The sequence below is a fragment of the Xenorhabdus indica genome (assembly GCF_014467235.1).
Taxonomy (GTDB): Bacteria; Pseudomonadota; Gammaproteobacteria; order Enterobacterales; family Enterobacteriaceae; genus Xenorhabdus; species Xenorhabdus indica.
This window is the reverse complement of sequence record NZ_NKHP01000013.1, coordinates 1-25,880: the sequence shown is the minus strand read 5'-3', so window position 1 is coordinate 25,880 and position 25,880 is coordinate 1. Positions and strand designations below refer to the sequence as shown.

Annotated in this window: 21 protein-coding genes; 16 read left to right on the top strand and 5 right to left on the bottom strand. The window is 41.7% G+C overall.

Translation table 11 applies throughout. From position 1 onward, the window contains the following. The first annotated feature begins 16 nt into the window (after positions 1–16). From iscX to der, 15 genes are all read left to right on the top strand, one after another. A complete protein-coding gene (iscX, locus tag Xind_RS11540; protein ID WP_047683061.1) occupies positions 17–211 on the top strand; it encodes a Fe-S cluster assembly protein IscX in 195 nt (64 codons plus the stop codon). A 205-nt stretch (positions 212–416) separates the two neighbouring features. Then, the gene (pepB, locus tag Xind_RS11535; RefSeq protein ID WP_047683063.1) at positions 417–1,742 is read left to right on the top strand and encodes an aminopeptidase PepB; all 1,326 of its coding nucleotides are present in this window, start codon (positions 417–419) and stop codon (positions 1,740–1,742) included. 206 nt (positions 1,743–1,948) lie between these two features. Continuing rightward, entirely contained in the window at positions 1,949–2,377 is a 429-nt protein-coding gene (locus Xind_RS11530; protein ID WP_047683066.1) for an enhanced serine sensitivity protein SseB C-terminal domain-containing protein, read from the top strand. A 197-nt stretch (positions 2,378–2,574) separates the two neighbouring features. Beyond that, entirely contained in the window at positions 2,575–7,626 is a 5,052-nt protein-coding gene (locus tag Xind_RS11525) for an alpha-2-macroglobulin (RefSeq protein ID WP_187650077.1), read from the top strand. Between the two features lie 144 nt (positions 7,627–7,770). Further along, on the top strand, positions 7,771–10,092 hold the full coding sequence (pbpC, locus tag Xind_RS11520; protein ID WP_187650099.1) for a peptidoglycan glycosyltransferase PbpC: 2,322 nt from the start codon (positions 7,771–7,773) through the stop codon (positions 10,090–10,092). Positions 10,093–10,309: 217 nt separating this feature from the next. Continuing rightward, positions 10,310–10,636, top strand: a complete 327-nt coding sequence (locus Xind_RS21660) for a hypothetical protein (protein WP_246432515.1) — start codon at positions 10,310–10,312, stop codon at positions 10,634–10,636. A 422-nt stretch (positions 10,637–11,058) separates the two neighbouring features. Next, positions 11,059–11,487 carry a nucleoside-diphosphate kinase gene (ndk, locus tag Xind_RS11510; protein WP_047683070.1) on the top strand — a complete coding sequence of 143 codons (429 nt, stop codon included), beginning with the start codon at positions 11,059–11,061 and terminating at the stop codon, positions 11,485–11,487. Between the two features lie 272 nt (positions 11,488–11,759). Continuing rightward, positions 11,760–12,938, top strand: coding sequence for a dual-specificity RNA methyltransferase RlmN (gene rlmN / locus Xind_RS11505; protein WP_187650076.1), 1,179 nt, complete (start codon positions 11,760–11,762; stop codon positions 12,936–12,938). Between the two features lie 128 nt (positions 12,939–13,066). Beyond that, positions 13,067–13,423, top strand: coding sequence for a tetratricopeptide repeat protein (locus Xind_RS11500; protein WP_231571466.1), 357 nt, complete (start codon positions 13,067–13,069; stop codon positions 13,421–13,423). Between the two features lie 157 nt (positions 13,424–13,580). Continuing rightward, positions 13,581–14,675, top strand: coding sequence for a cytoskeleton protein RodZ (gene rodZ / locus Xind_RS11495; RefSeq protein ID WP_187650075.1), 1,095 nt, complete (start codon positions 13,581–13,583; stop codon positions 14,673–14,675). 134 nt (positions 14,676–14,809) lie between these two features. Beyond that, a complete protein-coding gene (ispG, locus tag Xind_RS11490; RefSeq protein WP_047683079.1) occupies positions 14,810–15,931 on the top strand; it encodes a flavodoxin-dependent (E)-4-hydroxy-3-methylbut-2-enyl-diphosphate synthase in 1,122 nt (373 codons plus the stop codon). 83 nt (positions 15,932–16,014) lie between these two features. Continuing rightward, positions 16,015–17,292 (top strand): histidine--tRNA ligase, encoded by a 1,278-nt coding sequence (gene hisS / locus Xind_RS11485; protein ID WP_047683081.1) that lies wholly within the window; start codon positions 16,015–16,017, stop codon positions 17,290–17,292. A gap of 11 nt (positions 17,293–17,303) precedes the next feature. Further along, positions 17,304–17,924 carry a YfgM family protein gene (locus tag Xind_RS11480; protein ID WP_047683083.1) on the top strand — a complete coding sequence of 207 codons (621 nt, stop codon included), beginning with the start codon at positions 17,304–17,306 and terminating at the stop codon, positions 17,922–17,924. Positions 17,925–17,938: 14 nt separating this feature from the next. Beyond that, entirely contained in the window at positions 17,939–19,111 is a 1,173-nt protein-coding gene (bamB, locus tag Xind_RS11475; RefSeq protein WP_187650074.1) for an outer membrane protein assembly factor BamB, read from the top strand. 261 nt (positions 19,112–19,372) lie between these two features. Further along, positions 19,373–20,866: a ribosome biogenesis GTPase Der gene (gene der / locus Xind_RS11470; protein ID WP_047683087.1), complete on the top strand. Its 1,494-nt coding sequence runs from the start codon at positions 19,373–19,375 to the stop codon at positions 20,864–20,866. A gap of 121 nt (positions 20,867–20,987) precedes the next feature. Here der and Xind_RS11465 read toward each other — a convergent pair whose 3' ends face one another. From Xind_RS11465 to Xind_RS11445, 5 genes are all read right to left on the bottom strand, one after another. Next, positions 20,988–21,185, bottom strand: a complete 198-nt coding sequence (locus tag Xind_RS11465) for a protealysin propeptide domain-containing protein (RefSeq protein WP_047683089.1) — start codon at positions 21,183–21,185, stop codon at positions 20,988–20,990. Between the two features lie 330 nt (positions 21,186–21,515). Further along, positions 21,516–22,562 (bottom strand): M4 family metallopeptidase, encoded by a 1,047-nt coding sequence (locus tag Xind_RS11460; RefSeq protein ID WP_047683091.1) that lies wholly within the window; start codon positions 22,560–22,562, stop codon positions 21,516–21,518. A gap of 224 nt (positions 22,563–22,786) precedes the next feature. Beyond that, on the bottom strand, positions 22,787–23,860 hold the full coding sequence (locus tag Xind_RS11455) for a M4 family metallopeptidase (RefSeq protein ID WP_047683093.1): 1,074 nt from the start codon (positions 23,858–23,860) through the stop codon (positions 22,787–22,789). A gap of 255 nt (positions 23,861–24,115) precedes the next feature. Beyond that, entirely contained in the window at positions 24,116–25,024 is a 909-nt protein-coding gene (gene hemF / locus Xind_RS11450; protein WP_187650073.1) for an oxygen-dependent coproporphyrinogen oxidase, read from the bottom strand. Positions 25,025–25,362: 338 nt separating this feature from the next. Continuing rightward, on the bottom strand, positions 25,363–25,620 hold the full coding sequence (locus tag Xind_RS11445) for a helix-turn-helix domain-containing protein (RefSeq protein ID WP_099110566.1): 258 nt from the start codon (positions 25,618–25,620) through the stop codon (positions 25,363–25,365). Positions 25,621–25,653: 33 nt separating this feature from the next. On the opposite strand from Xind_RS11445, the gene Xind_RS24580 reads away from it, so the two are divergent. After that, positions 25,654–25,880 (top strand): transposase DNA-binding-containing protein (locus Xind_RS24580; RefSeq protein WP_420856069.1); only part of this gene is annotated, 227 nt, incomplete at its 3' end.

Sequence of the window (25,880 nt, the reverse complement as noted above, 5' to 3'; positions counted from 1 at the left end):
AATAGGAGCACAGAAAATGAAATGGTCTGACAGCCGTGATATTGGCGAAGCACTATACGATAAGTTCCCGGATTTAGATCCTAAGGCAGTGCGTTTTACCGATATGCATCAATGGGTTTGCGAGCTGGATGGTTTTGATGATGATCCGGAAAAATCTAACGAAAAAATATTAGAAGCCATTTTGTTGGTTTGGTTGGATGAATTTGAGTAACGCAAATCAGTTACCCAAACAACAACGTTACCTAAACAACAAATCTACACAAACAATTAGTGCGAAAAAAAGTGTAAATTCATCAATTCTTGTTCAATCACTTGGCATAGTCTGCATTTAATGAAAAACTGGCAACTGCCAGTTTTTTTGCATTCATGGCCCTTGCTGTAAAAACAGTGAAAATAAAATAAGAAGAGAGAAGAAAATGACAAAGCACGCTATACCGGCGCAAATCATGCCGATAACTCTGTCTTATGAGCCAGCTAAAGCATGCTGGGGTGAAAAAGCGCTAATCAGTTCGAATGATCAGGGAATTACAATTCATTTATCAGGCAGCCAGTCGGATTTGAGTCGTCAATTGGCGGCTATCCAACGCGCCGGACGAAAAATTAATGGACAAGGTATCTCCAACGTTGCTTTGGCGGGTGATGGTTGGGATCTGGAAAAAAGCTGGACATTCTGGTTGGGATTCCGGGCACCAAAAGGGTTGCGTACTCTTGAATGGCCACAACTGAGTGCAGTAGAAAAACAAGAGCTGGAATACCGGATCAAATTTATCGACTGGGTGCGTGATACTACCAATATTCCAGCAGAAGAATTGGGTCCGGAGCAGCTTGCTCAGCGTGTCATTGATTTATTTAACGGTGTAGCAGGAACTGCAATCAGTTACCGTATTATAAAAGGCGATGCCTTACGTGAGCAGGGCTATGTTGGTGTACATACTGTCGGTCGTGGTTCCTCTCGTGTTCCTGTTTTTCTGGAATTGGACTTCAATCCATCGACAGATAAAAACGAACCTATATTCGCTTGCTTAGTCGGTAAAGGTATCACCTTCGATTCAGGGGGATATAGCCTGAAACCTTCCAACTCTATGGATTCCATGAAATCTGATATGGGGGGTTCAGCGCTCCTGTCAGGAGCATTGGCGCTGGCGATTGGTCGTGGCCTGAAACAGCGTGTAAAACTATTCCTGTGCATTGCTGATAACCTGGTCAGCGGCAATGCGTTCAAATTGGGTGACATTATTCGCTATCGTAATGGCAAAAGTGTTGAAGTTATGAACACTGATGCAGAAGGGCGTCTGGTACTGGCTGATGGCCTGATTGATGCCAGTGCGGCAAATGCGCCTCTTATCATTGATGCGGCGACATTGACTGGCGCGGCAAAAATGGCAGTAGGTAATGACTACCATTCTGTCCTCAGTTTTGATGACCAACTCGCGGCGGATTTATTGGCAGCAGCGGATGCAGAACATGAACTATTCTGGCGTTTGCCATTAGCCGAATTCCATCGTAGTCAATTGCCATCCAATTTTGCTGATTTGAATAACATTGCTGCATCTTCTCATTCAGCAGGAGCAAGTACTGCGGCTGCTTTCCTGTCTCACTTTGTAGAAAATTACAAAAAAGGCTGGATACATATCGATTGTTCAGCGGCCTACCGTAAATCTGCGGTTGAACAGTGGTCAGCCGGTGCGACAGGGTGTGGTGTGCGCACCATCGCCAACTTATTGCTGAAAAAAGCAAAATAAGGATACAGTGTCTTTGGCGAGGTAACTTGCAAGCCGCTAGGTAATGCCAGGGTTTTTATGTACAAAATGTTGTGATACCAAACTCATTTTAAAATTGCCTTTCTTATCTGGCCTCCCTTTTATGGGGAGGCTATGATTGAGAGCCTTTCAATGGTCGTTAACTTCAATTTGTTAACTTCAGTACAAATATGTGTTCGGAGATTTTCATGAGCTTGTCAAACGGGGCTGTTGCCACTGAAATTGAGGTTCCGAGTGGAAGTCACATTACTCTTAGCCAACCAGAAAAACAGCCCATTCAGCTTATTGAGGCCTTGAGTAATTTATTTAAGCAACATAAGCCAGTACGACGAGCATTTCTGGTTATGGTGCACGATAAAAAACAGGATGAAAAACCTAACCTGCTTATTGGGTTAGAACTGAGTGGAGCGTCTACAGATAATGACATTAATATGCTTATTCAGGCTGCTGGTGGAATAGCTTGTGAATATTTGAGTGAAGAGGAATCGGTGGATTTTTGTTTGCTTGATGAAAAAAATAGTGGAATTAGCCATTATCTGATCCAACATACTCAGCCTTTTTATCAACGGAAGTTAGGCAGTTGGCTGAAGGATACCATTCCTGTATTGAATCAGTAAATAAAAGTTAAGCTCTGTACCCACTCAGGGATCGTGTGATGATGAGTTTTGTCCGGCTTCTTTTTGTCATTTTCCTGCAATAAGCCAAAAATATTGCGGAAGGCCTCGAAAATCTGAAATCACAGATTTCTAAATCGGATAAATATCTATAAAAATACTATCCCAAACCAGCCGGCAAACGATAAGGATTACAGGTTATGCGTCAATATCAACTGAGGCAATGGGCAGCAAGGAGAAAGCGCTTCATCACATTAATGATTGCTACATTGTTTGCATTTTTTGCGCTATGTGCCTTATCTGGATGTGATCAATCCCAGGACAATGAAAATACGGGAAAATCAGAAAAACCAACAATTTCAACGGCACAAAGAACAACTGATACTGCAAAACGAGAACTTCAATCACCTGTACCTCAATTACCACAAGAGCGTTATGCGGGTAAAGATGTCACTATCTTAGATGCTTCAGAGTTGCAGTTGGATGGTGCCAATGCAATGGTTGTGACATTTTCTGTTCCTTTGCAGATTGACCAGAATTTTTCTCAGAAAGTCCATTTGGTTGATGTGAAATCCGGAAAATTGGATGGTGCCTGGGAACTGTCTGATAACCAGATGGAGTTAAGGCTCCGTCATTTACCGCCTGATCGTGAGTTGCAGTTATCGGTTGATGAAGGTTTAAAAGGTATTAATGAGCGTCAACTGGTAAGTTCCTATGAGAAAAAATTCCAGACTGCTCCCATTAAACCTACCGTTGGTTTTGCCAGCAAAGGGGTACTTCTACCGAGTAAGACCGCAGAAGGTTTACCTGTTTTGGCACTCAATGTTGATCAGGTTGATGTCAATTTTTTTCGCATCAAAGAGACATCATTACCTGAATTCATCGCCGATTGGCAATACCGCAGCAGTATGGAGTATTGGGATTCTGAAAATTTCCTAAAGCGTGCTGACTTAGTTTATACCGGGCGTTTTGACCTGAATCCGGCACCTAATACTCGTGAAAAACTATTATTGCCACTGAATGATATTAAAGTATTGCAAAAAAGTGGTGTTTATCTGGCTGTTATGCAGCAGGCCGGAAAATATACTTATAGTAATCCTAGTATGTTATTTACGCTGAGTGATATTGGCGTCTCAATGCACAGCTATCTAAATCGGATAGATGTTTTTGCACAATCATTGGAACAAGGTTCCAGCCTGAAAGGTGTTGAAATTCGTTTGCTGGATGACAAGGGACAGCTTCTATCAAAAAACACGACAGACAATAATGGTCACGCTACGCTGGAAAAAAATGCCAAGGCAAAATTATTGTTGGCTATCCAGGGTGATCAAACCAGTATGATCGATTTGTCATATCCTGCGTTGGATCTGTCTGAGTTTGATATTGGCGGCATGCAAGGGTATAGCAAGCAGTTTTTTGTGTTTGGCCCAAGGGATCTTTATCGTCCTGGAGAAACGCTGATTGTGAATGGTTTGTTGCGCGATGCTGATGGCCGTTCGTTGAAGCCCCAACCTGTAAAAGTTGATGTATTGAAAGCGGATAATCAGGTTGTGCGCCGTTTTGTCTGGCAACCTGAAAATGGACTCTATCAATATCGTTACCCAATCCCACAAACTGCAGAAACAGGCATGTGGTCATTGCGTTTTGATTTAGGTGACAATATTCCTCGTTATTACAAATTTAATGTGGAAGACTTTATGCCTGAACGTATGGCATTGGAAATTGAGGGAAATGATGGAAATAGACCAGTATTGAAAAATAAAAGTGTTAATTTTGCCGTAACTGGTCGTTACCTCTATGGAGCGCCAGCAGTTGAGAACCGGCTGCAAGGCCAATTGTTTATGCGCCCAGCTCGTGATGCGGTGGCGAAATTATCAGGGTATGAGTTTGGCTCCTCGAAAGAAGAGGGGTTGAGCAGAACTCTGGATGAGTTCGACTTGACGTTAAATAGTGAAGGAAAAACAGTCATTTCTGTCAGTGATGATAATTGGAAATATGTAACATCGCCGGTAAACGTTATCGTACAGGCCAGCTTGCTAGAATCTGGTGGGCGTCCGGTGACACGTCGTGCTGAGCAAGCTGTTTGGCCTGCTGACAAGCTGGTTGGCATACGTCCGCTCTTTAATAAAAAATCTATTTATAATTACCGTACAGGTCGTGATGAAAATCGCTATAACGTTGATGAAAACTCGTTGGCAGAGTTTGACATCGTTTATGCGGATGCTGATGGTAAGAAATATGCCACAAATGATTTGAGAGCTCGCCTGATATATGAACGCAGGGATTATTACTGGCGTTGGTCAGACAGTAATGGTTGGGATTCAGGATATGACCAGAAAGATTTGGTGATGGCAGATGAGCTTGTCCAACTTGCGGAAAATGGTACAGCAAAAATCAGTTTCCCGGTTGAATGGGGTTCTTACCGTATTGAAATAGTGGATCAGAAAAATCAGCTTGTAACCAGCCTGAACTTCTGGGCAGGTTATTCATGGCAGGATAATACAGATGGAACAGGTGCAATCCGCCCGGATCAAGTCAAACTCTCATTGGATAAACCCGCGTATAAACCAGGCGATAAAGTAAAATTGCATATGCTTGCACCACAGGCAGGTAAAGGCTATTTACTGCTGGAATCCAGTGATGGCCCGTTGTGGTGGCAGGAAATTGATGTTCCGGCACAAGGTCTGGATATTGATGTACCCATTAATTCATTGTGGGCTCGCCATGACTTGTATCTGACTGCGGTTGTTATACGGCCGGAAGATAAAAATCGTCAGGCAACATCGAAACGGGCAATTGGTGTATTGCATCTGCCGTTGATGGACGAAGGGCGTAAGCTGAATCTGACACTGAGTGCACCAGATAAAATACGCCCGAATCAGGATGTTAAAATCAAAATCAAGGCAACACTTCAGAAGGGCAAAGATCAATCAGCAAGTAAGGAATTACCAAAGCAAGTTTATGTTCTGCTTTCTGCTGCTGATTCAGGTGTACTCAGTATTACTAACTTTAAGACTCCAGATCCTTATGAAGCATTCTTCGGGCGTAAACGTTATAGCGTTGATCAATATGATGTTTATGGCCATTTAATTGAAACTGAAGGACGTAAAGCAAACTTACGCTTTGGTGGCGATGGTGATGAAAATACTCTCGAAAGGGGAGGCAAAAAACCACTGACAGAAGTCAATATTATTGCCGCGCAAGCTAAACCAATTAGCTTGAATGCTAATGGAGAAGGTGAAATTACCTTACCTATTCCTGATTTTAATGGTGAACTTCGATTGATGGCACAAGTATGGAGTGATAACGAGTTCGGATACAGTGAGCGTAAAGTTACAGTCGCTGCTCCGGTTGTTAGCCAGATGTCATTACCTCGTTTCATGGCAGGCGGCGATCAATCTCAGTTGGCATTGGATCTCACCAACTTAACTGAACAACCGCAAGTACTGACGCTCAATTTCACTACAACTGGATTGATAAAGTTAGAAAATCCAGTAAGTAGAAAAATTATTTTGGAAACAGGAAAACGAACGACTATTCAAATTCCGGTCAAAGCGGATCATGGGTTTGGACAGGGGGAAATTTTCCTGACAATTGATGGATTGAATGTACCCGACGAAAAACTGCAACAGTATACAAGTAGCTGGAAAATTGCGGTTCGCCCGGCATATCCTGCTGCAACCATACAGTTTGATAATGTTATCCGACAAGGCGAAGAGTGGCAGTTACTACAAGACGCTATCAAGGATTTGATACCAGAAACACTGGAGGGGCAGCTCCTACTGACCAGCAGGCCACCACTGCAAATCGCACGTTATATTCGCGAATTATATGCTTACCCATATGGATGTTTGGAGCAGACGATTAGTGGGCTTTATCCATCACTTTACTCCAATGAAGCTGAACTGAAAAAATTGGGTATCAATACACAAAGTGACGAAAAACGGCGAGCAGCCATTGATGCAGGGATTACTCACTTGCTGAGCATGCAGCGTCATGATGGCAGCTTCTCGTTATGGGATCGTAATGGCGAGGAAGAGTTCTGGCTGACGGCGTATGCGGCAGATTTCTTATTCCGTGCCAATCAGCAAGGTTACAGCATTCCGGCTGATGCCCTGAAGACTGCCAATAACCGGCTTTTGCGTTACTTGCAGGATAAAAATATTATTAATGATCGTTACAGCCGTTCACGCAGTGAAACACAATTTTCTGTACAGGCATATGCGGGGTTGGTTTTGGCAAGCCAGCAAAAAGCACCATTAAGTGGTTTAAGGCAACTCTATGAACAACGAGGACGGGCTGGTAACGGTTTATCCCTGGTACAATTGGGGATCGCGCTGAAAATGATGGGGGATGACACCCGTGGTAATGAAGCGATTCGTTCTGGTGTGAATAAATCCCGTCAATCCGGTTACGGATTGCATGATTATGGTAGTACAATCCGTGACAACGCCTTGATTGTTGCTCTATTGACTGAAAACAAGATAATGTTAAATGAGCGTGATAAAAAACTATTCGTTTTATCTAATGAGTTATCGGCACATCGTTACTTCTCTACACAGGAAAGCAATGCCATCTATCTGTCTGGGCGCTATTTTATTGATGCTAGCGAGCCGTCCTGGAAGGCGGTCATTAGTCAGCAAATACCACCGATTAACCGTGATAGCGCATTAAATGAAGCATTGACTGCGAAACAGATCCTGAAAGGTATTGAAATCAGTAACCGTGGTGAGAGTACATTGTATTCACGTCTGAGTGTGGTGGGTTATCCATTTCAGGCACCAAAACCTTATTCAAACATTCTGAATATCAAGCGTACCTATCTTGATTTGAATGGTGAAAATTATTACCCGGATCGCCTGAAAAGTGGTGAAATGATGGTCGTGAAATTAGAAATCAGTGCGACAGAACCTGTATCGGATGCGCTGGTCGTCGATTTATTGCCTGCCGGGTTGGAAATTGAGAACCAAAATCTGGCGCATAGCAGTGCGAGCCTGAGTGAAAGCGCTACTGCTTTGCAAAAGGGTATTAACGATATGCAGATGGCGAATATTCGTCATATCGAATACCGCGATGATCGCTTTGTTGCTGCTGTTTCCGTTGAGCCTTATCGACCAGTCACCTTGCTCTATTTAGCCCGCGCAGTTGCACCGGGGGTTTATCAGGTGCCAGCACCACAAGTTGAATCTATGTATGTGCCGGTTTGGCGAGCTGTGGGTGAAACAGAGAAAAGGCTGGAGGTTGTGCGTTAATCACAAATCAGCCCTTATCTCCGATGAAATCCCTGGGTACATACCCAATAAATTTCAGTTGCTTTGTCGCCAACTTTGTCGCCAACAAAGAGGCAACTCGAAAGATGAAGGACATAAGGGCTGAATTTTATGGATACAGCTTTAATGATAAGATTCTTGCGCCGTATTTATCTGATCCCTCTGATAATTTTACTGATTTTGCCTCCCTCCTTATGGCTGGCTGATAAAATTTGGCCTCTGCCATTAAAAAACGTCAAAATGGCGCGCGTTGTCATCGGAGCAGATGGTTCACCACTATGGCGTTTTGCTGATAATGAAGGAGTCTGGCGATATCCCGTTACTTTGTCGCAAGTTTCTCCTGAATATATTCAGGCTTTGCTAGCCTATGAAGATCGTTGGTTTTACAAGCATCCTGGAATTAATCCCATTTCATTATTGCGGGCAGCTTGGCAGGATATACGTGCCGAAAAGATTGTATCAGGAGGCAGTACTATCTCCATGCAGGTTGCCCGTTTGATAGATCCCCATCCACGTACTGTTGCAGGAAAATTGAAACAGATTTGGCGCACTCTGCAATTAGAGTGGCATTATTCCAAAGATGAAATTTTGCAGATGTATTTAAACCGGGCACCATTTGGTGGCACATTGCAAGGCGTTGGAGCAGCAAGTTGGGCATATCTGGGAAAGCCGCCATCAAATCTTTCATCTGGTGAAGCGGCATTACTGGCTGTATTGCCACAAGCACCGAGTCGTTTAAGGCCGGATCGCTATCCGGAACGGGCTCAGGCTGCTCGTAATAAGGTTTTGCAGCGATTGAAACGATATGGCGTTTGGTCAGCAGAAAAAGTAGCAGATATAGCCGGGGAAAATCTATGGCTTGCTCCCCGTCAGGTTCCTCAGCTTGCTCCATTACTGGCAAGGAGAATGGTACAGGAAAATCAACAGGAAGTGATACAAACTACCATCGATACAGGATTGCAGCGTCAATTAGAAGATTTGGTGCTCAACTGGAAGTATCAACTGGCGGAAAAAACGTCTGTTGGCGTACTGGTGGTTGATCATACGGATATGACAGTTAAGGCTTACATTGGTTCGGTAGACTTTCAAGATAACAGTCGCTTCGGCCATGTCGATATGGTCAGTGCGTGGCGTTCTCCGGGGTCTACACTAAAGCCTTTTTTGTATGCAATGGCGCTGGATGATGGATTAATCCACGCTGAATCTCTTTTGCAAGATGTTCCCCGTCGTTTTGATGATTATCGGCCGGGAAACTTCGATAGTGGGTTTAATGGGCCGGTTAGTGCCAGCGAAGCACTGGTACGTTCATTGAATTTACCTGCGGTACAGCTTCTTGAAGCGTATGGTGCTAAAAGGTTTACTGCTAATTTGCGCAATGTAGGTATGGTATTGCGTTTTCCATTGGGCAGTGAACCGAATCTGGCATTGATACTCGGTGGGACATCAGTTCGTATGGATCAACTGGTTTCTGTTTATAGTGCTTTTGCCCGTCAGGGGAAAGTTTCTTCGTTGCGCTTTACCCCACAGCAAAAGATCCAGGACAGACAACTGCTTACGGCAGGTGCTGCCTGGATTGTCAGAAGAATTATGGCGGGAGAGCGTCGCCCATTGCCGGATAGTGTGCTGCCTGCTGAAGTACCTTTAGCATGGAAAACAGGCACCAGTTATGGTTATCGCGATGCGTGGGCTATTGGCCTGAATGCTCGTTACACCATAGGAGTTTGGGCAGGAAGGCCGGATGGAACGCCAGTGGTAGGGCAATTTGGCTATGCTACAGCGATACCTATCATGAACCAGATTAATGGATTACTCATGAGAAATTTGCATTATGGCTCTCAGTATATTCCTGCTGATCCGAGGCCGGAAAGTGTCAGTCAGGCAGTTATCTGTTGGCCAGGTGGTGTACTTAAGAGAGAGGATAATAATTGCCGTCAGCGCCATTTGAGTTGGGTGTTGGATAATACGATCCCACCAACATTGCTGGCGTCGGAGCAGGAATCTATTTCAGGTATCAATGAACGAATATGGATAGATAAAACTGGTATGCGTGTTGCTTCTGATTGCCCTGATGCCAGACCTGAAACAATAGCTTTGTGGCCGATTGCATTGGAAGCATGGTTACCAGAAAAAGAGCGGCGTTTAAATCGATTGCCAGCAATTAATCCTCAATGTCCTCCGATGAAAATGATAGATGAAGCACCATTACTGATTGTGGGTATCCGTGAGGGCGATATTCTAAAACGTATTCCGGGGAAAAAGACGCTGGATTTGCGAATAGCAACACAAGGTGGTAGTGGGCAACAATGGTGGTTTTTGAATGGTGAGCAAGTTGCCATAACTGAAAATGACCAGCAGTGGGTTAAAGCCTTATCTCATCCGGGGAAATATCAACTTAGTGTTTTAGATTTGAGCGGACAAATCAGTGTAATCAATTTTGTGTTGAAGTAATTGGGTAATGGCTTGTGATATTGAATAAATATTCTACTATAAACATGAAGTTAACAGTGATTTTGGTTTTTTAAATAATTTTATTGTTGCTTTGCTTCTATTGTTCTGTATTGAAAATATGTTCTGCATTGAAAATATTGGAATTTAAAGTTGGTTAGTCAATAAGTTTCAATCTACTTATAGATGTTATGTCAAGTTCCCCAGTGAGGAAATAAAGATGAAAATATTTTCATATGCTGCAATGTTGGAGTTATTTTATGCTCCACTCTCTTTGGCTGATACGCCAACCAAAGAGATTAGCAATAAAATAGCAAATAAAGAATCCGTGAATCCTGGTGCATTGAAAAAATGTACATATTTATTGCCCGAAGGGCATAAATATACCTTTAGCATTATTGTTACATCTGATAAGACAACGAAAGACAGTAACGAACAATTTAAAGGGAAATTTGAAGTTTCTGATGAAACTAAGAAACCATTGGATGAGAAAAGACAAGAGCAACTCAAACCTTTTATTCAATGCGTGAAAGATACCGTTTTGTAATTGATGCAGTATAAGAACGTGATATAAAACGTTAATTTAATGATCTTGATCAGAATGCCTGTGTGGGAACTTATCGCCTATATAGGCATTATTTTATAAGATGTACGGGTAAGGGGGTGTGAATTGATGGAAGAATCGGATATACAAAATTCCGGGTTAGTACTGAAAACAGGTTCATCTCACATTGTCTTAAACTGAGTTATACAGTGAAAATGTGATTTGTGCTAAAGAATTATAATTTTCGCTAAGAAGATTTTAATAAAATGTTGTGTTTCTTATAGGCAAGCAGAAAGTCTCCTCCTATAATCAACGCCTATTTTTATTCCTGTCGGGAAAACAGGAAAAATTCTCTCCTTCTGTCTTGTCAGAGGGAATTAAAAATTAAAATGAGTCATCGCTGAAAGTGCCAAAGAGGTTATCCAATGACGATTGAACGTACTTTTTCCATTATTAAGCCTAATGCTGTGAAGAAAGATGTTATCGGTTCCATCTATGCTCGTTTTGAAAGTGCTGGTTTTAAAATCATCGCGGCTAAAATGTTGCATTTAACACGTGAACAAGCAGAAGGTTTTTATGCTGAGCACAAAGGCCGCCCTTTCTTTGACGGCTTGGTAGAATTCATGACATCTGGTCCAATCATGGTGCAGGTTCTGGAAGGTGAAAATGCAGTTCAGCGTCACCGTGACCTGATGGGAGCAACTAACCCGGACAATGCTCTGGCGGGTACTCTGCGTGCAGATTATGCAGATAGCTTTACTGAAAATGCAGTTCACGGTTCAGACTCTATGGAATCTGCAAATCGTGAAATTGCTTATTTCTTCAGTGATGATGAAGTTTTCCCTCGCTATTAAAGGGATACTTTCAGTTACTCGTAGCATCTGTACAATAAAGTTTGTACAATACGGCGCCCCGTTGATGTGATTTAGCGGGGCGTTTATTATTTTATACCTATATGAAAGGTATATCTCATATATCAATTTACGCTAAATACATCTTTTTGAATATATTACTGGAGTATATTCTTTAAAACAGTGTCTATTGAATTGGCAGTCACCGCATGAAAACTTAGTGCTGAAATAGAATCAGCACAGAGCCGAAAGTGTAATAACGAGGCGATGTAACAATGTCCCAACTTAACGCAACCGTACAATCTTCAACTTCCGCTGCATCTTTCACACCAGATAAGCAAACCGGTAAAATTAATCTGCTCGATCTCAATCGTAAACAGATGCGTCAGTTTTTTATTGAAATGGGGGAAAAACCTTTTCGTGCCGATCAGGTCATGAAATGGATTTACCACTATTGTTATGACGATTTTGAGCAAATGACAGACATCAACAAAGTGCTCAGAGCAAAACTACAACAAGTTGCTGAAATCAGAGCACCTGAAGTCGCGGAAGAACAGCGCTCTTCAGATGGTACTATCAAATGGGCGATTACTGTTGGTGACCAACAGGTTGAAACGGTTTATATCCCAGAAGATGATCGCGCAACACTGTGTGTCTCATCTCAGGTAGGGTGTGCTTTAGAATGTAAATTTTGCTCCACTGCGCAGCAGGGATTTAACCGCAATCTGCGGGTTTCTGAAATCATTGGTCAAGTTTGGCGTGCTGCTAAAATTATTGGTTCGCTGAAATCCAGTGGCCGCCGTCCAATCACCAATGTGGTTATGATGGGGATGGGGGAACCGCTGCTCAACTTAAACAACGTTGTGCCAGCTATGGAAATCATGATGGATGATTTTGGTTTTGGCCTGTCAAAACGTCGTGTAACTCTATCAACATCAGGTGTAGTACCTGCATTGGACAAATTGGGTGATATGATTGATGTTGCTTTGGCAATTTCTCTCCATGCACCGACTGACAATATTCGTGACGAAATTGTCCCAATTAACCGCAAGTACAATATTGAAGAGTTTTTGGCAGGTGTCCGTCGTTATTTGACGAAATCCAATGCTAATCAGGGCCGGGTGACGGTGGAGTATGTGATGCTTGACCATGTCAATGACAGTGTGGAACAAGCACACCAATTGGCAGAATGCTTGAAAGATACTCCAAGCAAGATCAATTTAATTCCATGGAACCCATTTCCTGGCGCGCCTTATGGACGTAGTTCCAACAGCCGAATTGACCGTTTTGCGAAGGTCTTGATGGGGTATGGTTTTACCACCATTGTGCGTAAAACAAGGGGAGATGATATTGATGCTGCCTGTGGACAGCTTGCGGGTGATGTCATTGATAGAACAAAGCGGACGTTGAAAAAACGTCTGACAGGTGAACCAATTCAGGTAAAAACAGTCTAATTTTCTGTTTAATATTGGTAAATGGCTAAAAATTTGGCGAAGTTTGACATATTCTGATAAATGAAAATAGTATGATACGGAAATCAATAATTTGGTCTATAGTTTGTTGTAGCTTGATGGCTGGCTGTGTGGCGCACTCTCAACGTCGTGCCCATCAAGTTGTTGCGGTAGATACTCGGTTACAGCTAGGGAAGGCGTATTTGGCAGAACGGAATTTACCGGCTGCCAAATTTCATTTTGAAAAAATTCTGCTGGTGGAGCCTCGTCATCCAGAAGCGCATCTGGGGATAGCACTGCATGAACAATATGCAGGCAGGCCTGAATCTGCTGACCGGTATTATAGAATGGCAATGCAGTACGCGACGGGAAATGATACTGTAGTACGCCATTATTCCGTTTTTCTCTGTGAACAAAAGCGGTACGAAGAAGCTAAAAAGTTGGCCACGGAAAATAACACAACCTTATGTTATTGCAGTCAATGTTGATTACAATAATACTGATTTTAATCAGTAGGTTGTGACAAATGATTTTCTGTGTTCGACGCAGTATGAAATGATTTCGCTACACAAATTAAGTTGGATGTTATATCAAATTAATTTGTGTAAATACTTTAAACCTGAACAGTACCAGTGTCCTTAGATAATGAAGACTGAAACTTATCCAGAAGAAGCCAATCTGACTGCAGGTCAGATCTTGCGTCAGGCTCGTGAAAAACTTGAGCTTTCTCAGCAAACTGTGGCAGATCGCTTGTGTCTTAAAGTGTCCACTGTTCGTGATATCGAAGAAGATAATGTCCCCGCTAATATCGTACCGACATTCTTCCGCGGTTATATTCGTGCCTATGCGAAACTTGTCCAAGTACCTGAATCTGAGCTTTTAACCAAGCTGGATGCACAAATGCCGAATAAGGCAGTAAAAACTTCTCCGATGCAGAGCTTCTCTGCCCAAAAAATACGTAAAAAGCGTGATGGCTGGCTGATGAAGGTAACATGGTTTGTAATAATCATATTACTGGGAATGACCGGCCTGTGGTGGTGGCAGAATTATAAGGTACAACAAAAAGAACTGGCTTCCATGACAGAGCAAACGGAAGCACAGTTACAAGCTGGTAATGTATTATCTGGTGCGAACTCTGCGCCCGCCAACGCACCGTCTTCAACAGGAAAAAATACGCTTGTACCGTCAAATGATGCAGCTACCAACAGCAATGTTCAATCATCTTCCAGTGCTTCTGCGCCTGTAGCAACTGAGTCTAAAATTGTTCCATTATCGGGTAATCAACCCGCTGTGAATAATGTCTCCAGCAATACTGTATCTGATAACATTATTTCCGCTGACACTACTTCCGCTAACACCGTTGTCACGAACGTTGCTTCTACAAATCGGGGGATTTCTACAAACCAAGGTATAGAGAAGGCAGCATCAGCAACGGGTACAGCATCACATTCTGTTGTTAGTTCTCCATCAACAGATATGAGCCGGATCAGTGCAATGAACAGCAATGAACTGGTCATTAACTTTACCGGTGAATGTTGGTTAGATATTAAAGATGCCAAAGGTAAGAAACTGTTTAGCGGCACTAAAAATAGGGGCGATAGCCTAAAATTGTCAGGCACTTTACCTTACTCGCTACATATTGGTGCACCAGCTCAGGTTAATATAGAGTTTCAAGGGAACCATGTGAATCTGGATGAGTTTATTAAGAAAGGTTCTTCTGCCAGACTGACATTGCCATAAACGGATTCGTAGTTTGGGTGAATGTTTTTGGTGAATGTTGAACTGGGGTTCAGGTTCGCCTGCGTGTATTATTCATCACAGCATGTTGTAATTTTTATAAGCAAAATACAGGGATGTAGGGGAGTAATGTAAAAATGCATAATGAATCACCGATAAAAAGACGTAAATCCACACGTATCTATGTTGGTAGTGTACCCATCGGGGATAATGCACCGATTGCGGTGCAGTCAATGACGAACACACGAACAACGGATATTGAGGCGACAGTCAATCAGATCAAATCGCTGGAGCGTGTAGGTGTTGATATTGTCCGTGTTTCAGTTCCAACCATGGATGCAGCGGAAGCCTTCAAATCCATTAAACAGAAGTCCAATGTTCCGCTGATTGCTGACATCCATTTTGATTACCGTATTGCATTGAAAGTTGCAGAATATGGTGTTGATTGTCTGCGTATTAATCCCGGTAATATTGGTAATGAGGAACGTATTCGTCAGGTTGTAGATTGTGCCCGTCATAATAATATACCTATCCGTATTGGGGTGAATGGTGGCTCTTTAGAAAAAGATTTACAGGAGAAATATGGAGAGCCAACACCGGAAGCTCTGGTTGAATCCGCTATGCGCCATGTCGATATTCTTGACCGTCTGAACTTTGATCAGTTCAAAGTTAGTGTTAAGGCATCTGACGTGTTTCTGGCAGTCGGAGCTTACCGCTTGCTGGCGCAAAAAATTGATCAACCTCTGCATTTGGGTATTACAGAAGCCGGAGGTGCTCGTGCTGGTGCAGTGAAATCTTCAATTGGTCTGGGCATTCTGTTATCCGAAGGGATTGGTGATACCTTACGCATCTCTTTGGCTGCTGATCCGGTGGAAGAAGTTAAAGTCGGCTTCGATATGCTGAAAGCATTACGTATTCGTTCAAGAGGCATCAACTTTATTGCTTGTCCGACGTGTTCCCGTCAGGAGTTCGATGTTATCGGTACTGTGAATGCGCTTGAACAACGTCTTGAGGATTTGATCACACCAATGGATGTTTCCATCATTGGTTGTGTTGTAAATGGCCCCGGAGAAGCTGAAGTCTCAACATTGGGTGTGACAGGCGCAAAAACAAAAAGCGGTTTTTATGAAGATGGTATTCGCCAAAAAGAGCGTCTCGACAATAACAATTTGATTGACCAGCTTGAAGCGAAAATCCGAGCCAAAGCAACTATTCTTGATGTCAATAACCGGATTAGTATTAATCAGCTTGATAAATAAGATACCAATACCGACTCTGATAACATGAGTCGGTATTGTTTTGTTTGCTGATTGAACTTAGAAATATTAATAAGAGATAAAACATGGCAAAAAATATTCCGGCAATTCGTGGTATGAACGATTGCCTCCCTGCTGAAACCGCCATCTGGCAACGTGTTGAGTCTACTGTGAAACGTGTGTTGGCTGGTTATGGTTTCAGTGAAATTAGAACACCGATTGTAGAGCAGACCCCGTTATTCAAACGCGCAATTGGGGAAGTTACTGATGTTGTCGAAAAAGAGATGTACACATTCGATGATCGTAATGGAGAAAGTTTGACTTTGCGCCCGGAAAATACCGCAGGCTGTGTGCGTGCCGGTATTCAACATGGTCTGCTGTACAATCAGGAACAACGTTTATGGTACATTGGCCCGATGTTTCGCTATGAACGTCCACAAAAGGGTCGTTATCGTCAATTTCATCAATTGGGTGCAGAAGTGTTTGGTCTGCAAGGGCCGGATATTGACGCTGAAATGATCCTGATGACTGCACGTTGGTGGCGTGAGTTGGGGATTGCTGAGCATGTGTCACTCGAATTGAACTCGATTGGTTCTCTGGAAGCGCGGGCAAACTATCGTGAAGCACTGGTCGCATTCCTTGAGCAGTATAAAGAGAAACTGGACGAAGATTGTCTGCGCCGCATGTACACAAATCCATTGCGTGTGCTGGATTCTAAAAATCCTGACATTCAGGCTCTTCTTAATGACGCACCTGCCCTGTTTGATTACCTTGATGCCGAATCAAAAGAGCACTTTGCTGGCCTGTGCCAGATTCTGGACGCTGTGGGTATTCAATATCGTATCAACCAGCGTTTGGTCCGTGGTCTTGACTATTACAACCGTACGGTCTTTGAATGGGTAACTTCTGCATTGGGCGCGCAAGGCACGGTTTGTGCGGGAGGGCGCTACGATGGATTGGTTGAACAACTGGGCGGAAAACCAACACCAGCAGTAGGTTTTGCAATGGGGATGGAGCGTATGATCCTGTTGGTTCAGGAAGTGAATCCTGAATTTGTTGCAGATCTCGCTGTTGCAGATGTTTATCTCTCTTCCTTTGGTGAAGGTAGCCAACAGGCAGCATTGATTCTGGCGGAGAAAATCCGTAATGAGTTGCCTGAATTACGCCTGATGAGCAATCATGGTGGTGGTAACTTCAAGAAGCAATTGGGACGTGCAGGTAAGTATGGTGCCAAAATTGCTTTACTCCTCGGAGAAGATGAAATTAGTACAGGTAATGTCACCGTGAAAGATTTACGTAATGGTGAGCAACAAACATTGCCACAACAAGCGATCGCAGTACGTTTGAGCGAACTGTTAGGCTAAGGAGAGACTCTGTGGAAGCCTATACCACTGAAACTGAACAAGTTGATGCAATAAAGCGTTTTTTTGTCAACAACGGTAAGTACATTGCTGTTGGCTTAGTATTGGGGATTGGGGCAATTGTTGGTTGGCGTTACTGGCAATCTCATCAAACAAACCAGCTACAGGATACAGCGGTACAATTCGAACAACTGAACAAATCACTGGCATCGGGTTCGAAAGAAAGCATGACTGCCGTAGAGAAATTCGCGAATGAAACGAATAACATCTACGGAGTGATGACGGATATGGAATTAGCAAAACACGCTGCTGATAAAAATGATTTGGCACAGGCAGAAAAATATTTGCTGGTGGCTGCAGGTAAAGCGAAAGATCAGAATATGGTGGACTTGTCCAATATTCGTCTGGCACGGGTTCAGTTAGCAGAAGATAAAACTGACGCTGCATTGAAAACCCTGGAGCAAGTTAAAAGTAAGGGATGGCAGTTAATCGCTGAGGATATCCGTGGTGATATTCTGGTGAAGAAAGGGAACATTAAAGGTGCGCGTGAGGCATACTCCAATGGGCTAAGCGCCCAAGGTTCTCAGGCTTTGAAATCAATGATTCAAATTAAATTAGATAACTTATCCAACTAAGGGAGCCAACTCTAATGCAACTGCGAAAAACACTCTTGGTTGGGCTGGTTGCTGCTGTTTTGCTGGCAGGTTGCTCAAATGAACAGGATACAGTAATAATGTCCCCACTGCCAAAGGTTGAAAACCAATTCAATCCGCGTGTTGTTTGGGACAAGTCGGTCGGCAATGGCGTTGGGCACTATTACTCTCATTTATCGCCGACCTGGCAAGGCTCAACAGTTTATGTTGCCGATCGTCATGGTATCGTTAAAGCATTTGAGATAGACAGTGGTAAAGAATTATGGTCAACGGATCTGTCTGAGAAAACAGGGTTGTTATCGTCTCGTCTGCCGGCGCTACTGTCCGGTGGTCTGACTGTATCGGGTGATCGTCTGTATATCGGTACAGAAAAAGCAAAAGTTATCGCGTTGGATTCCACAAACGGTAAGGTTGAGTGGGAATCTCAGGTTGCCGGTGAAGCATTATCTCGTCCGGTCGTGAGTGATGGCCTTGTGTTAATCCATACTGGCAATGGTATGTTGCAGGCCCTGAATGAAAATGATGGCTCTGTTGCCTGGTCAATCAATATGGACACACCTTCGCTATCTGTCCGTGGTGAATCGGCACCTGCTATAGCATACGGCGCAGCAATTGTCGGCGGTGATAATGGTCGTATTAGTGCTGTCTTGCTTTCTCAGGGGCAGTTGATTTGGCAGCAGCGTATCTCTCAGGTGACAGGGGCAACTGAAATCGATCGTCTGAATGATGTTGATATGACCCCGGTCATTTCTGATAATGTCATCTATGCTATTGCGTATAATGGCAACTTAGTGGCGATGGATATGCGTTCCGGCCAGATTATTTGGAAGCGTGATCTGGGCTCTGTGAATGATATGGTTGTGACTGACAACAATATTTTCATTGTTGATCAGGATGATCGGATTTTATCTTTGCGCAAGAGTGATGGGGTAACAATCTGGTCTCAAAATAATCTGTTACACCGTAATCTGACTGCACCAGAAATGTATAATGGCTATTTGGTTGTAGGTGATGGAGAAGGTTACCTGCACTGGTTAAACATGGCTGATGGGCAATTTGTTGCTCAGCATAAAGTCGATAGTTCTGGCCTTTTGAGTCGCCCTGTGATTGCCAGTGATAAGTTGATGGTACAGGCGAAGGATGGAGCGGTTTACCTGTACACTCGCTGATAGGCTGATATACAGAAAACAGAAATAGAATTTGTTTTAATGCTATATACCAATAGATTTCAAGTTGCATCGCGATGGAAAGCAAAAGATGATTTGAAAAATGAAGGGGATAGCGATACTCACACGGCTCCTGTGCTGACAGGAGCCGTGTCGTCTTTTTAGTATCTTGCGGTTGTGAGAAGAAGATTTGGTAGTGACGAACTTCAAGTGGTTCTTTTTTGCAGGATATCGATTTAAATCTAGTCATGAGGCATCAAAAAAATGATACCTGTCGTTGCGCTGGTTGGGCGCCCTAATGTCGGAAAATCTACCTTATTTAATCGTCTAACCCGAACCAGAGATGCGTTGGTAGCGGATTTTCCCGGTTTAACCCGTGACCGTAAATATGGACGGGCGGAAGTTGAAGGGCAAGAATTTATCATCGTTGATACTGGTGGTATTGATGGAACGGAAGAGGGTGTAGAAACGCAAATGGCTACGCAATCTCTGATGGCAATCGAAGAAGCAGATATCGTTCTGTTTATGGTTGATGCCAGATCCGGGCTGATGCCTGCTGATCACGCAATTGCAAAACATTTGCGCAGCCGTGAAAAATCGACTTTCTTAGTTGCAAATAAAACTGATGGTATTGATATTGATATATCTATTGCCGAATTCTACTCTTTGGGATTAGGAGATATATATTCTATCGCGGCAGCTCATGGGCGTGGCGTGACTCAACTGATTGAGCGTGTATTGTTGCCATTTTCTGAGAAAGAAGAAGGCGCAGAAGACGTTGAGTTAACGGAAGAAGAAGCTAATGCCGCTTACTGGGCTGAAATGGAACAAGCTGAATTAGAGGCAGTGGTTGAAGCTGAACAGGAAGAGGATTTTGATCCGACAACATTGCCACTGAAACTGGCTATTGTTGGGCGTCCGAATGTGGGCAAATCCACGCTGACCAACCGGATTCTGGGGGAAGAACGAGTCGTTGTCTTTGATATGCCTGGAACAACCCGTGATAGCATCTATATCCCAATGGAGCGTGATGGTCGTGAATATATCCTGATTGACACAGCGGGAGTTCGTAAACGTGGTAAGGTGACAGAAGTGGTGGAAAAGTTCTCTGTCATTAAAACACTCCAGGCCATTGAAGATGCAAACGTTGTGCTGCTGGTGGTTGATGCGCGTGAAGGCATTTCTGATCAGGATCTTTCCCTGCTTGGTTTTATTCTCAATAGTGGCCGTTCCTTAGTTATTGCGGTTAATAAATGGGATGGTATGAGTCAGGCCGATAAAGATCACGTAAAAGATATGCTGGATTTGCGTTTAGGGTTTGTTGATTTTGCCCGTGTTCACTTTATTTCTGCATTACATGGCAGTGGCGTGGGTAACCTATTTGATTCGATTCTGGAAGCTTATGAAAGTGCGACTCGTCGCGTTAATACCTCCATGCTTACACGGATTATGCGTATGGCAGAAGAGGATCATCAGCCACCGATGATACGTGGGCGCAGGGTAAAAATGAAATACGCCCATGCCGGTGGATACAACCCGCCTATTGTTGTGATTCATGGTAATCAGGTGGCAGATTTACCTGATTCTTATAAGCGTTATTTAATGAATTATTTCCGTCGTTCTTTAAAAGTTATGGGTACGCCTATTCGTATTCAATTTAAAGAAGGGGCTAACCCTTATGCTGATAAGAAAAATACTTTAACTGCGTCACAGCTTCGTAAGCGTAAGCGTTTGATGGAGCATTTGAAAAAGCGGTAAATAATTAGATAAACATTAATAAAATAAAGAGCTAGAAAATAGCTCTTTATTTTAGAAAGTTACCAATAATAAATATCTGAGCTTATTATTTCTTAGTTTATGCTCTTTTAATGTTAGCTGATTAATTACTTTTCCCTTTATCAATTTGAAGTCTATCTTTTTTTCGTAACGGAGGATTTGTAGCTGATTGTTTCATTAAACTCTTAACATGATCTAATGTTTTTAGCACATGTTCTTTGTCATTCTCATCACAACTTTTCGCAATATGTTCCAGTAAATGGGGAGGAATTATACTGGGTTGATTTGTTACATTACACATAATATACCCAACTTGTTAGTTTGTTAGCCTGGTGTCTGTGGTCTATCTTTACTAGCTTAAATATTAGCCAAAATAACCACATCAGTCACTAACAAAAATGTAAATTTTTATCCTCTCATTTTATAAGTTGTGTGTGTGACAAATGGATGAAATATCTTGTGATATATTATTGAGAAAATTTATATAACTAAATCAGAAAATGACTAGGAAGATAAATTCAGTCAGCAAAGAGGTGATGGAAAAACATGATGATATAAGAGGCATAAAATATATGGGGATAAAAGCAGGGTTTTCCCTAACCCTCAGGTTAAAAATATTATTTTCTTATTGTCAACGAATAACACCTACTTGATTCCATGCGTCAGTAACAAGATTTGAAATGCTTTTGCCAAAGAGTTTGTATGCATTATCAACGGTTAATTTGGCGAAATCATTAAAATTTGCTTTATTAGATAATCGCCTGTCTGTTAGTGTCTCATACCAGATTTTACCTGCCCGCTCCCATGAATACCCTCCGAGCTCAACTGCCAGTAAGTAGAATGCTTTGTTTGGAATACCTGAATATTTATGAACACCACCATTATCATTTGACAAAGGAAGTTCCTGGTATTGATTCATGTGCCCAATCTGATCATCGTGTGAATATGCACTTCCCGGATGTTTAAATGAACGTAAAGCAATATTGGGATCATTATGAGGATTCATTTTAGGCCCGAATATCCCCTGACCTACCAGCCAATCAGATTCATTGGCTTTCTGGTTATTGGTAAATTGTTTTACCATCACACCAAATACATCTGAAATAGATTCATTAAGTGCACCAGATTGATAAGCATAATCGAGATCTGCTTCATATTGAGTGACACCATGTGTTAATTCATGAGCTGTGATATCAATACAAGATGTAAAACGATTAAAATACAATTTCATTCCATCACCAAAAACCATTTGGTTATTTGCCCAAAATGCATTTGCATAGCCTTCTAGATAATGTACTGTAGCAGCTAATTTGAGTCCCTTATTATCAATTGAATCACGACCAAAAATTTCTTTATAAAAATTATAAGTGTTACCGAGATGTTCGTAAGCTTCATTGACGGATATATCTTTGCTTTCAGAAGTGCCCTCAACCCGAACTATTTTGGTGCCTGGGTATACATCTGTGTTTTCGGCATTGTATATTGTTCTGTTCAATTTTTTATCAGAACCAGGGTTATATGTTAAAGATAAATGATCTATTGCAGCATAATTATTTATCAGATTGTAAGTATGATCTAAAGTTTTTAAGAGAGATGGCTTATCCTGTTCATCACAAATTTTAATAATATATTCAAATAGGGTTGGAGGAATAATGCTGTGTGTTTTATTTTTGCACATAATAATACCCCGATTTATTTTTTGAATGTTGTATATTTTTTGGGGCCCCATTTAAATTATTAGCCTAATTTACGGGGTTTTCTACTAACTAAGTGATTTTTTTCTCTTCTAAAATTATTAAATTATAAATATAAAAAAGGGCCGAAACAGGCCCTTTTTTTAATTTTATGATTAAATTGATATTAATTCAGAGATGCTTGTTTAATATTATATTAATATCTTTATTAATCATTTTCTGGCAGAAGTACACCTACTTTATTCCAGCACTTGTTGGTGATGAGGGAGACTTTTTTACCAAATAACTTTTCTGCATTGTCAATCGTTAATGTGGCAAAATCATCAAACGTAACATCTGAAGATAAACGGTCATCCAATAAAGTTTCATACCAGATTTTACCTGCCCGTTCCCATGAATAACCTCCCAGAGCAGTTGCAAGCAAGTAAAATGCCCTGTTAGGGATACCCGAATATATGTGAATGCCTCCATTATCAATTGAAATCGGCAGTTCTTCATATTCATCCATATGACCAACCTGCTTATCTTTAGAAAATGCTGAGCCTGGTTTTATAAATGAACGTAAAGCGATATCAGGTTTATTATCTGGATTGAACTTGGGACCCAGTAGTCCTTTTCCTAATAGCCAGTCGGATTCATCGGCTTTTTGGTTATTGGCATACTGTTTTACCATGATGCCAAACACATCTGAAATGGACTCATTCAAGGCACCAGATTGATAAACATAATGGAGATTGGCTTCATTCTGGATAATACCATGAGTTAATTCATGTGCTACAACATCAATCGCTGAGGTAAAGCGATTGAAATATTGCCCATCACCGTCACCAAAAACGATTTGTTTTCTGGACCAGAAGGCATTTAAGTAACGTTTACCATAATGCACTGTGGCGACTAACTTAAGCCCTTTGTTATCAAGTGAGTTTCGTCCAAAAATTTTGCTATAAAATTCATAAGTTTTTCCAAGATAATCATAAGCCTCATTGACAGCAATATCCTCACTTTCAGGCATACCTTCACTGCGGGCTAATTTTCCTCCAGGGAATTCTTCTTCCTGTTCTGCATCGTAGATAATTCTATGCAGTTTTATTTTTTCATCAGATTCATCAATATCAGAGTCCTGCTTTAAAATATCTTCTACAGCTGTGATATTCATTAAATCGTAAATATGATCTAATGTTTTTAATACATATTGATTTGTACACTCATCACAATTATCAGAGATTTGCTCTAAGACAAATGGAGGGATTAAACTGTATCTATTAATTTCATAAGTATTCATAATATTCCCCTATTTTGTCAGTGCTGTATTTGTTCTTTTGGGCGCCCATTTGCATACTATCTATAATTGAAGTGATAGTCATTAGGGAAAATATTGACGTTTTATAGCAGGATATTGCTAATGAAAAATGATAAATAAATTTATTAGGCTACTGATATGAAAATCAGATTTATATATTTAATTAAAAATTTTTTGAATGGTGATGAATACCCCAGGGACATAGTTGTTTATGTTTCTGGGGATAATTCTGTTTTATTATATCCAATCTTTTTTTATCAGAAATGATGAATAGAGCTCTGCTTCTGGAGAATGTGGTTCAGGAGAATAATTGTATTCCCAGCGAACCAGAGGAGGCATGGACATAAGTATAGATTCAGTTCGTCCACCACTTTGCAAACCGAATAATGTTCCTCTATCCCAAACTAAATTGAATTCGACGTAACGACCACGGCGATATAACTGAAACTGTCTTTCACGTTCTCCCCAACTGATATCCTTTCTTTTTTCGACAATAGGTGAATATGCAGCCAGGAAACCATGACCCACAGCTTGTGTGAAATTAAAGCAAGTATCAAAATCGGGAGTATTCAGATCATCATAAAATAATCCACCTACACCACGTGGTTCATTACGATGTTTAATAAAGAAGTAGTCATCACACCACTTTTTATATGTAAGATAGATATCATCACCAAAAGGCTGACATAATGTTTTGGCGACAGTATGCCAGTGAATAACATCTTCTTTAAAACCATAATAAGGAGTGAGATCAAACCCGCCACCGAACCACCAGATAGGTTTTTCACCTTCCTTTTCTGCCATGAAAAAGCGTACGTTAGCGTGGCTGGTCGGAACATAAGGGTTCAGGGGATGAATGACAAGAGAAACTCCCAGGGCCTGATAGTTGCGGCCAGCCAATTCAGGGCGGTGAGCAGTCGCTGAAGGAGGCAGAGAATCTCCTGTTACATGGGAAAAATTCACACCTGCTTGTTCAAAAATTTTGCCTGATTTCAAGACGCGACTACGACCGCCACCGCCTTCTTCCCTTTGCCAGCACTCTTCCATAAAATGGGAATGACCATCAAGGTGTTCAAGTTGCTTACAGATTTCATCCTGTAATGAGAGAAAAAAATTCTTAACTTGAGATATATTAGGTATATTCATAATTGAAGTATAACAATTTGATATTATTTAAATAATTACAATTATTTAACGAGGTTGTTTTTGTTTGTTTATGCAATTGTTTATACATAGAACGCTGAACAAACTTATAAACAAGACATAAGATAAGAACAGTGTAAAAGAAAAGACAGGAAAGAATAAGAGTGAATTTGTGATCAATAAAACAAGGCCAGTATGCTAACTGTTCTGATTTTGTGAAGAAGTTATGGCTTATCTCGCTGAAAGTTTTTGGGAAGGATAATTACGAATGTTACTGCTAGTGAGAAGATACCCCGTTACGGCTACCTTCCCGATGATTTTCAAGTGATGGGCTACTATTTTTATGATTTATCTCGAACTTTTCGTTCAATCAATTCACCATACGAATCAAAATAACGGCTAGGCCAGATTTCAGAAGGATGTATTTCGAGATAGTTAGCAATTATCCATTCGCCTTTCGGCCACGGACGACTGAGCGTATTTGCTAGTGTTGATGAACTGAGGCCAGATTCACGAGAAACAGCCGCTAAGGTTGTACCACGTTTACGTAATGCGGCAATAATGTCGGCTTGATGCCAATCATTTTTAACGTTATTCATTCCTGTTACCCCTTCCATTAATTGAAAAAATTGATGGTGGCGATTCAAGCAAGGTTCGCATTACCCTGTCTCTTCTACACAAATCCCTCGATTGAATCGAGGGATTTTTTTGAACCTTTTTCTACCTGGCTGATCTCAATAAGAAATACTACGTTGAGGTCACGTATGATGTTTTCAACAGATGCTGAGCAATGGGCAAAAGACACTTTTCAATATGCTGATTTAGGGGATAGCCGCCGCACTAAGCGGCTGATCAAACT

What these genes read in the sequence shown, in the direction of transcription:
- iscX (WP_047683061.1), top strand. Translation starts at nt 17, where the DNA reads ATGAAATGGTCTGACAGCCGTGATATTGGCGAAGCACTATACGATAAG.
- pepB (WP_047683063.1), top strand. Translation starts at nt 417, where the DNA reads ATGACAAAGCACGCTATACCGGCGCAAATCATGCCGATAACTCTGTCT.
- Xind_RS11530 (WP_047683066.1), top strand. Translation starts at nt 1,949, where the DNA reads ATGAGCTTGTCAAACGGGGCTGTTGCCACTGAAATTGAGGTTCCGAGT.
- Xind_RS11525 (WP_187650077.1), top strand. Translation starts at nt 2,575, where the DNA reads ATGCGTCAATATCAACTGAGGCAATGGGCAGCAAGGAGAAAGCGCTTC.
- pbpC (WP_187650099.1), top strand. Translation starts at nt 7,771, where the DNA reads ATGATAAGATTCTTGCGCCGTATTTATCTGATCCCTCTGATAATTTTA.
- Xind_RS21660 (WP_246432515.1), top strand. Translation starts at nt 10,310, where the DNA reads ATGAAAATATTTTCATATGCTGCAATGTTGGAGTTATTTTATGCTCCA.
- ndk (WP_047683070.1), top strand. Translation starts at nt 11,059, where the DNA reads ATGACGATTGAACGTACTTTTTCCATTATTAAGCCTAATGCTGTGAAG.
- rlmN (WP_187650076.1), top strand. Translation starts at nt 11,760, where the DNA reads ATGTCCCAACTTAACGCAACCGTACAATCTTCAACTTCCGCTGCATCT.
- rodZ (WP_187650075.1), top strand. Translation starts at nt 13,581, where the DNA reads ATGAAGACTGAAACTTATCCAGAAGAAGCCAATCTGACTGCAGGTCAG.
- ispG (WP_047683079.1), top strand. Translation starts at nt 14,810, where the DNA reads ATGCATAATGAATCACCGATAAAAAGACGTAAATCCACACGTATCTAT.
- hisS (WP_047683081.1), top strand. Translation starts at nt 16,015, where the DNA reads ATGGCAAAAAATATTCCGGCAATTCGTGGTATGAACGATTGCCTCCCT.
- bamB (WP_187650074.1), top strand. Translation starts at nt 17,939, where the DNA reads ATGCAACTGCGAAAAACACTCTTGGTTGGGCTGGTTGCTGCTGTTTTG.
- der (WP_047683087.1), top strand. Translation starts at nt 19,373, where the DNA reads ATGATACCTGTCGTTGCGCTGGTTGGGCGCCCTAATGTCGGAAAATCT.
- Xind_RS11465 (WP_047683089.1), bottom strand. Translation starts at nt 21,185, where the DNA reads ATGTGTAATGTAACAAATCAACCCAGTATAATTCCTCCCCATTTACTG.
- Xind_RS11460 (WP_047683091.1), bottom strand. Translation starts at nt 22,562, where the DNA reads ATGTGCAAAAATAAAACACACAGCATTATTCCTCCAACCCTATTTGAA.
- Xind_RS11455 (WP_047683093.1), bottom strand. Translation starts at nt 23,860, where the DNA reads ATGAATACTTATGAAATTAATAGATACAGTTTAATCCCTCCATTTGTC.
- hemF (WP_187650073.1), bottom strand. Translation starts at nt 25,024, where the DNA reads ATGAATATACCTAATATATCTCAAGTTAAGAATTTTTTTCTCTCATTA.
- Xind_RS11445 (WP_099110566.1), bottom strand. Translation starts at nt 25,620, where the DNA reads ATGAATAACGTTAAAAATGATTGGCATCAAGCCGACATTATTGCCGCA.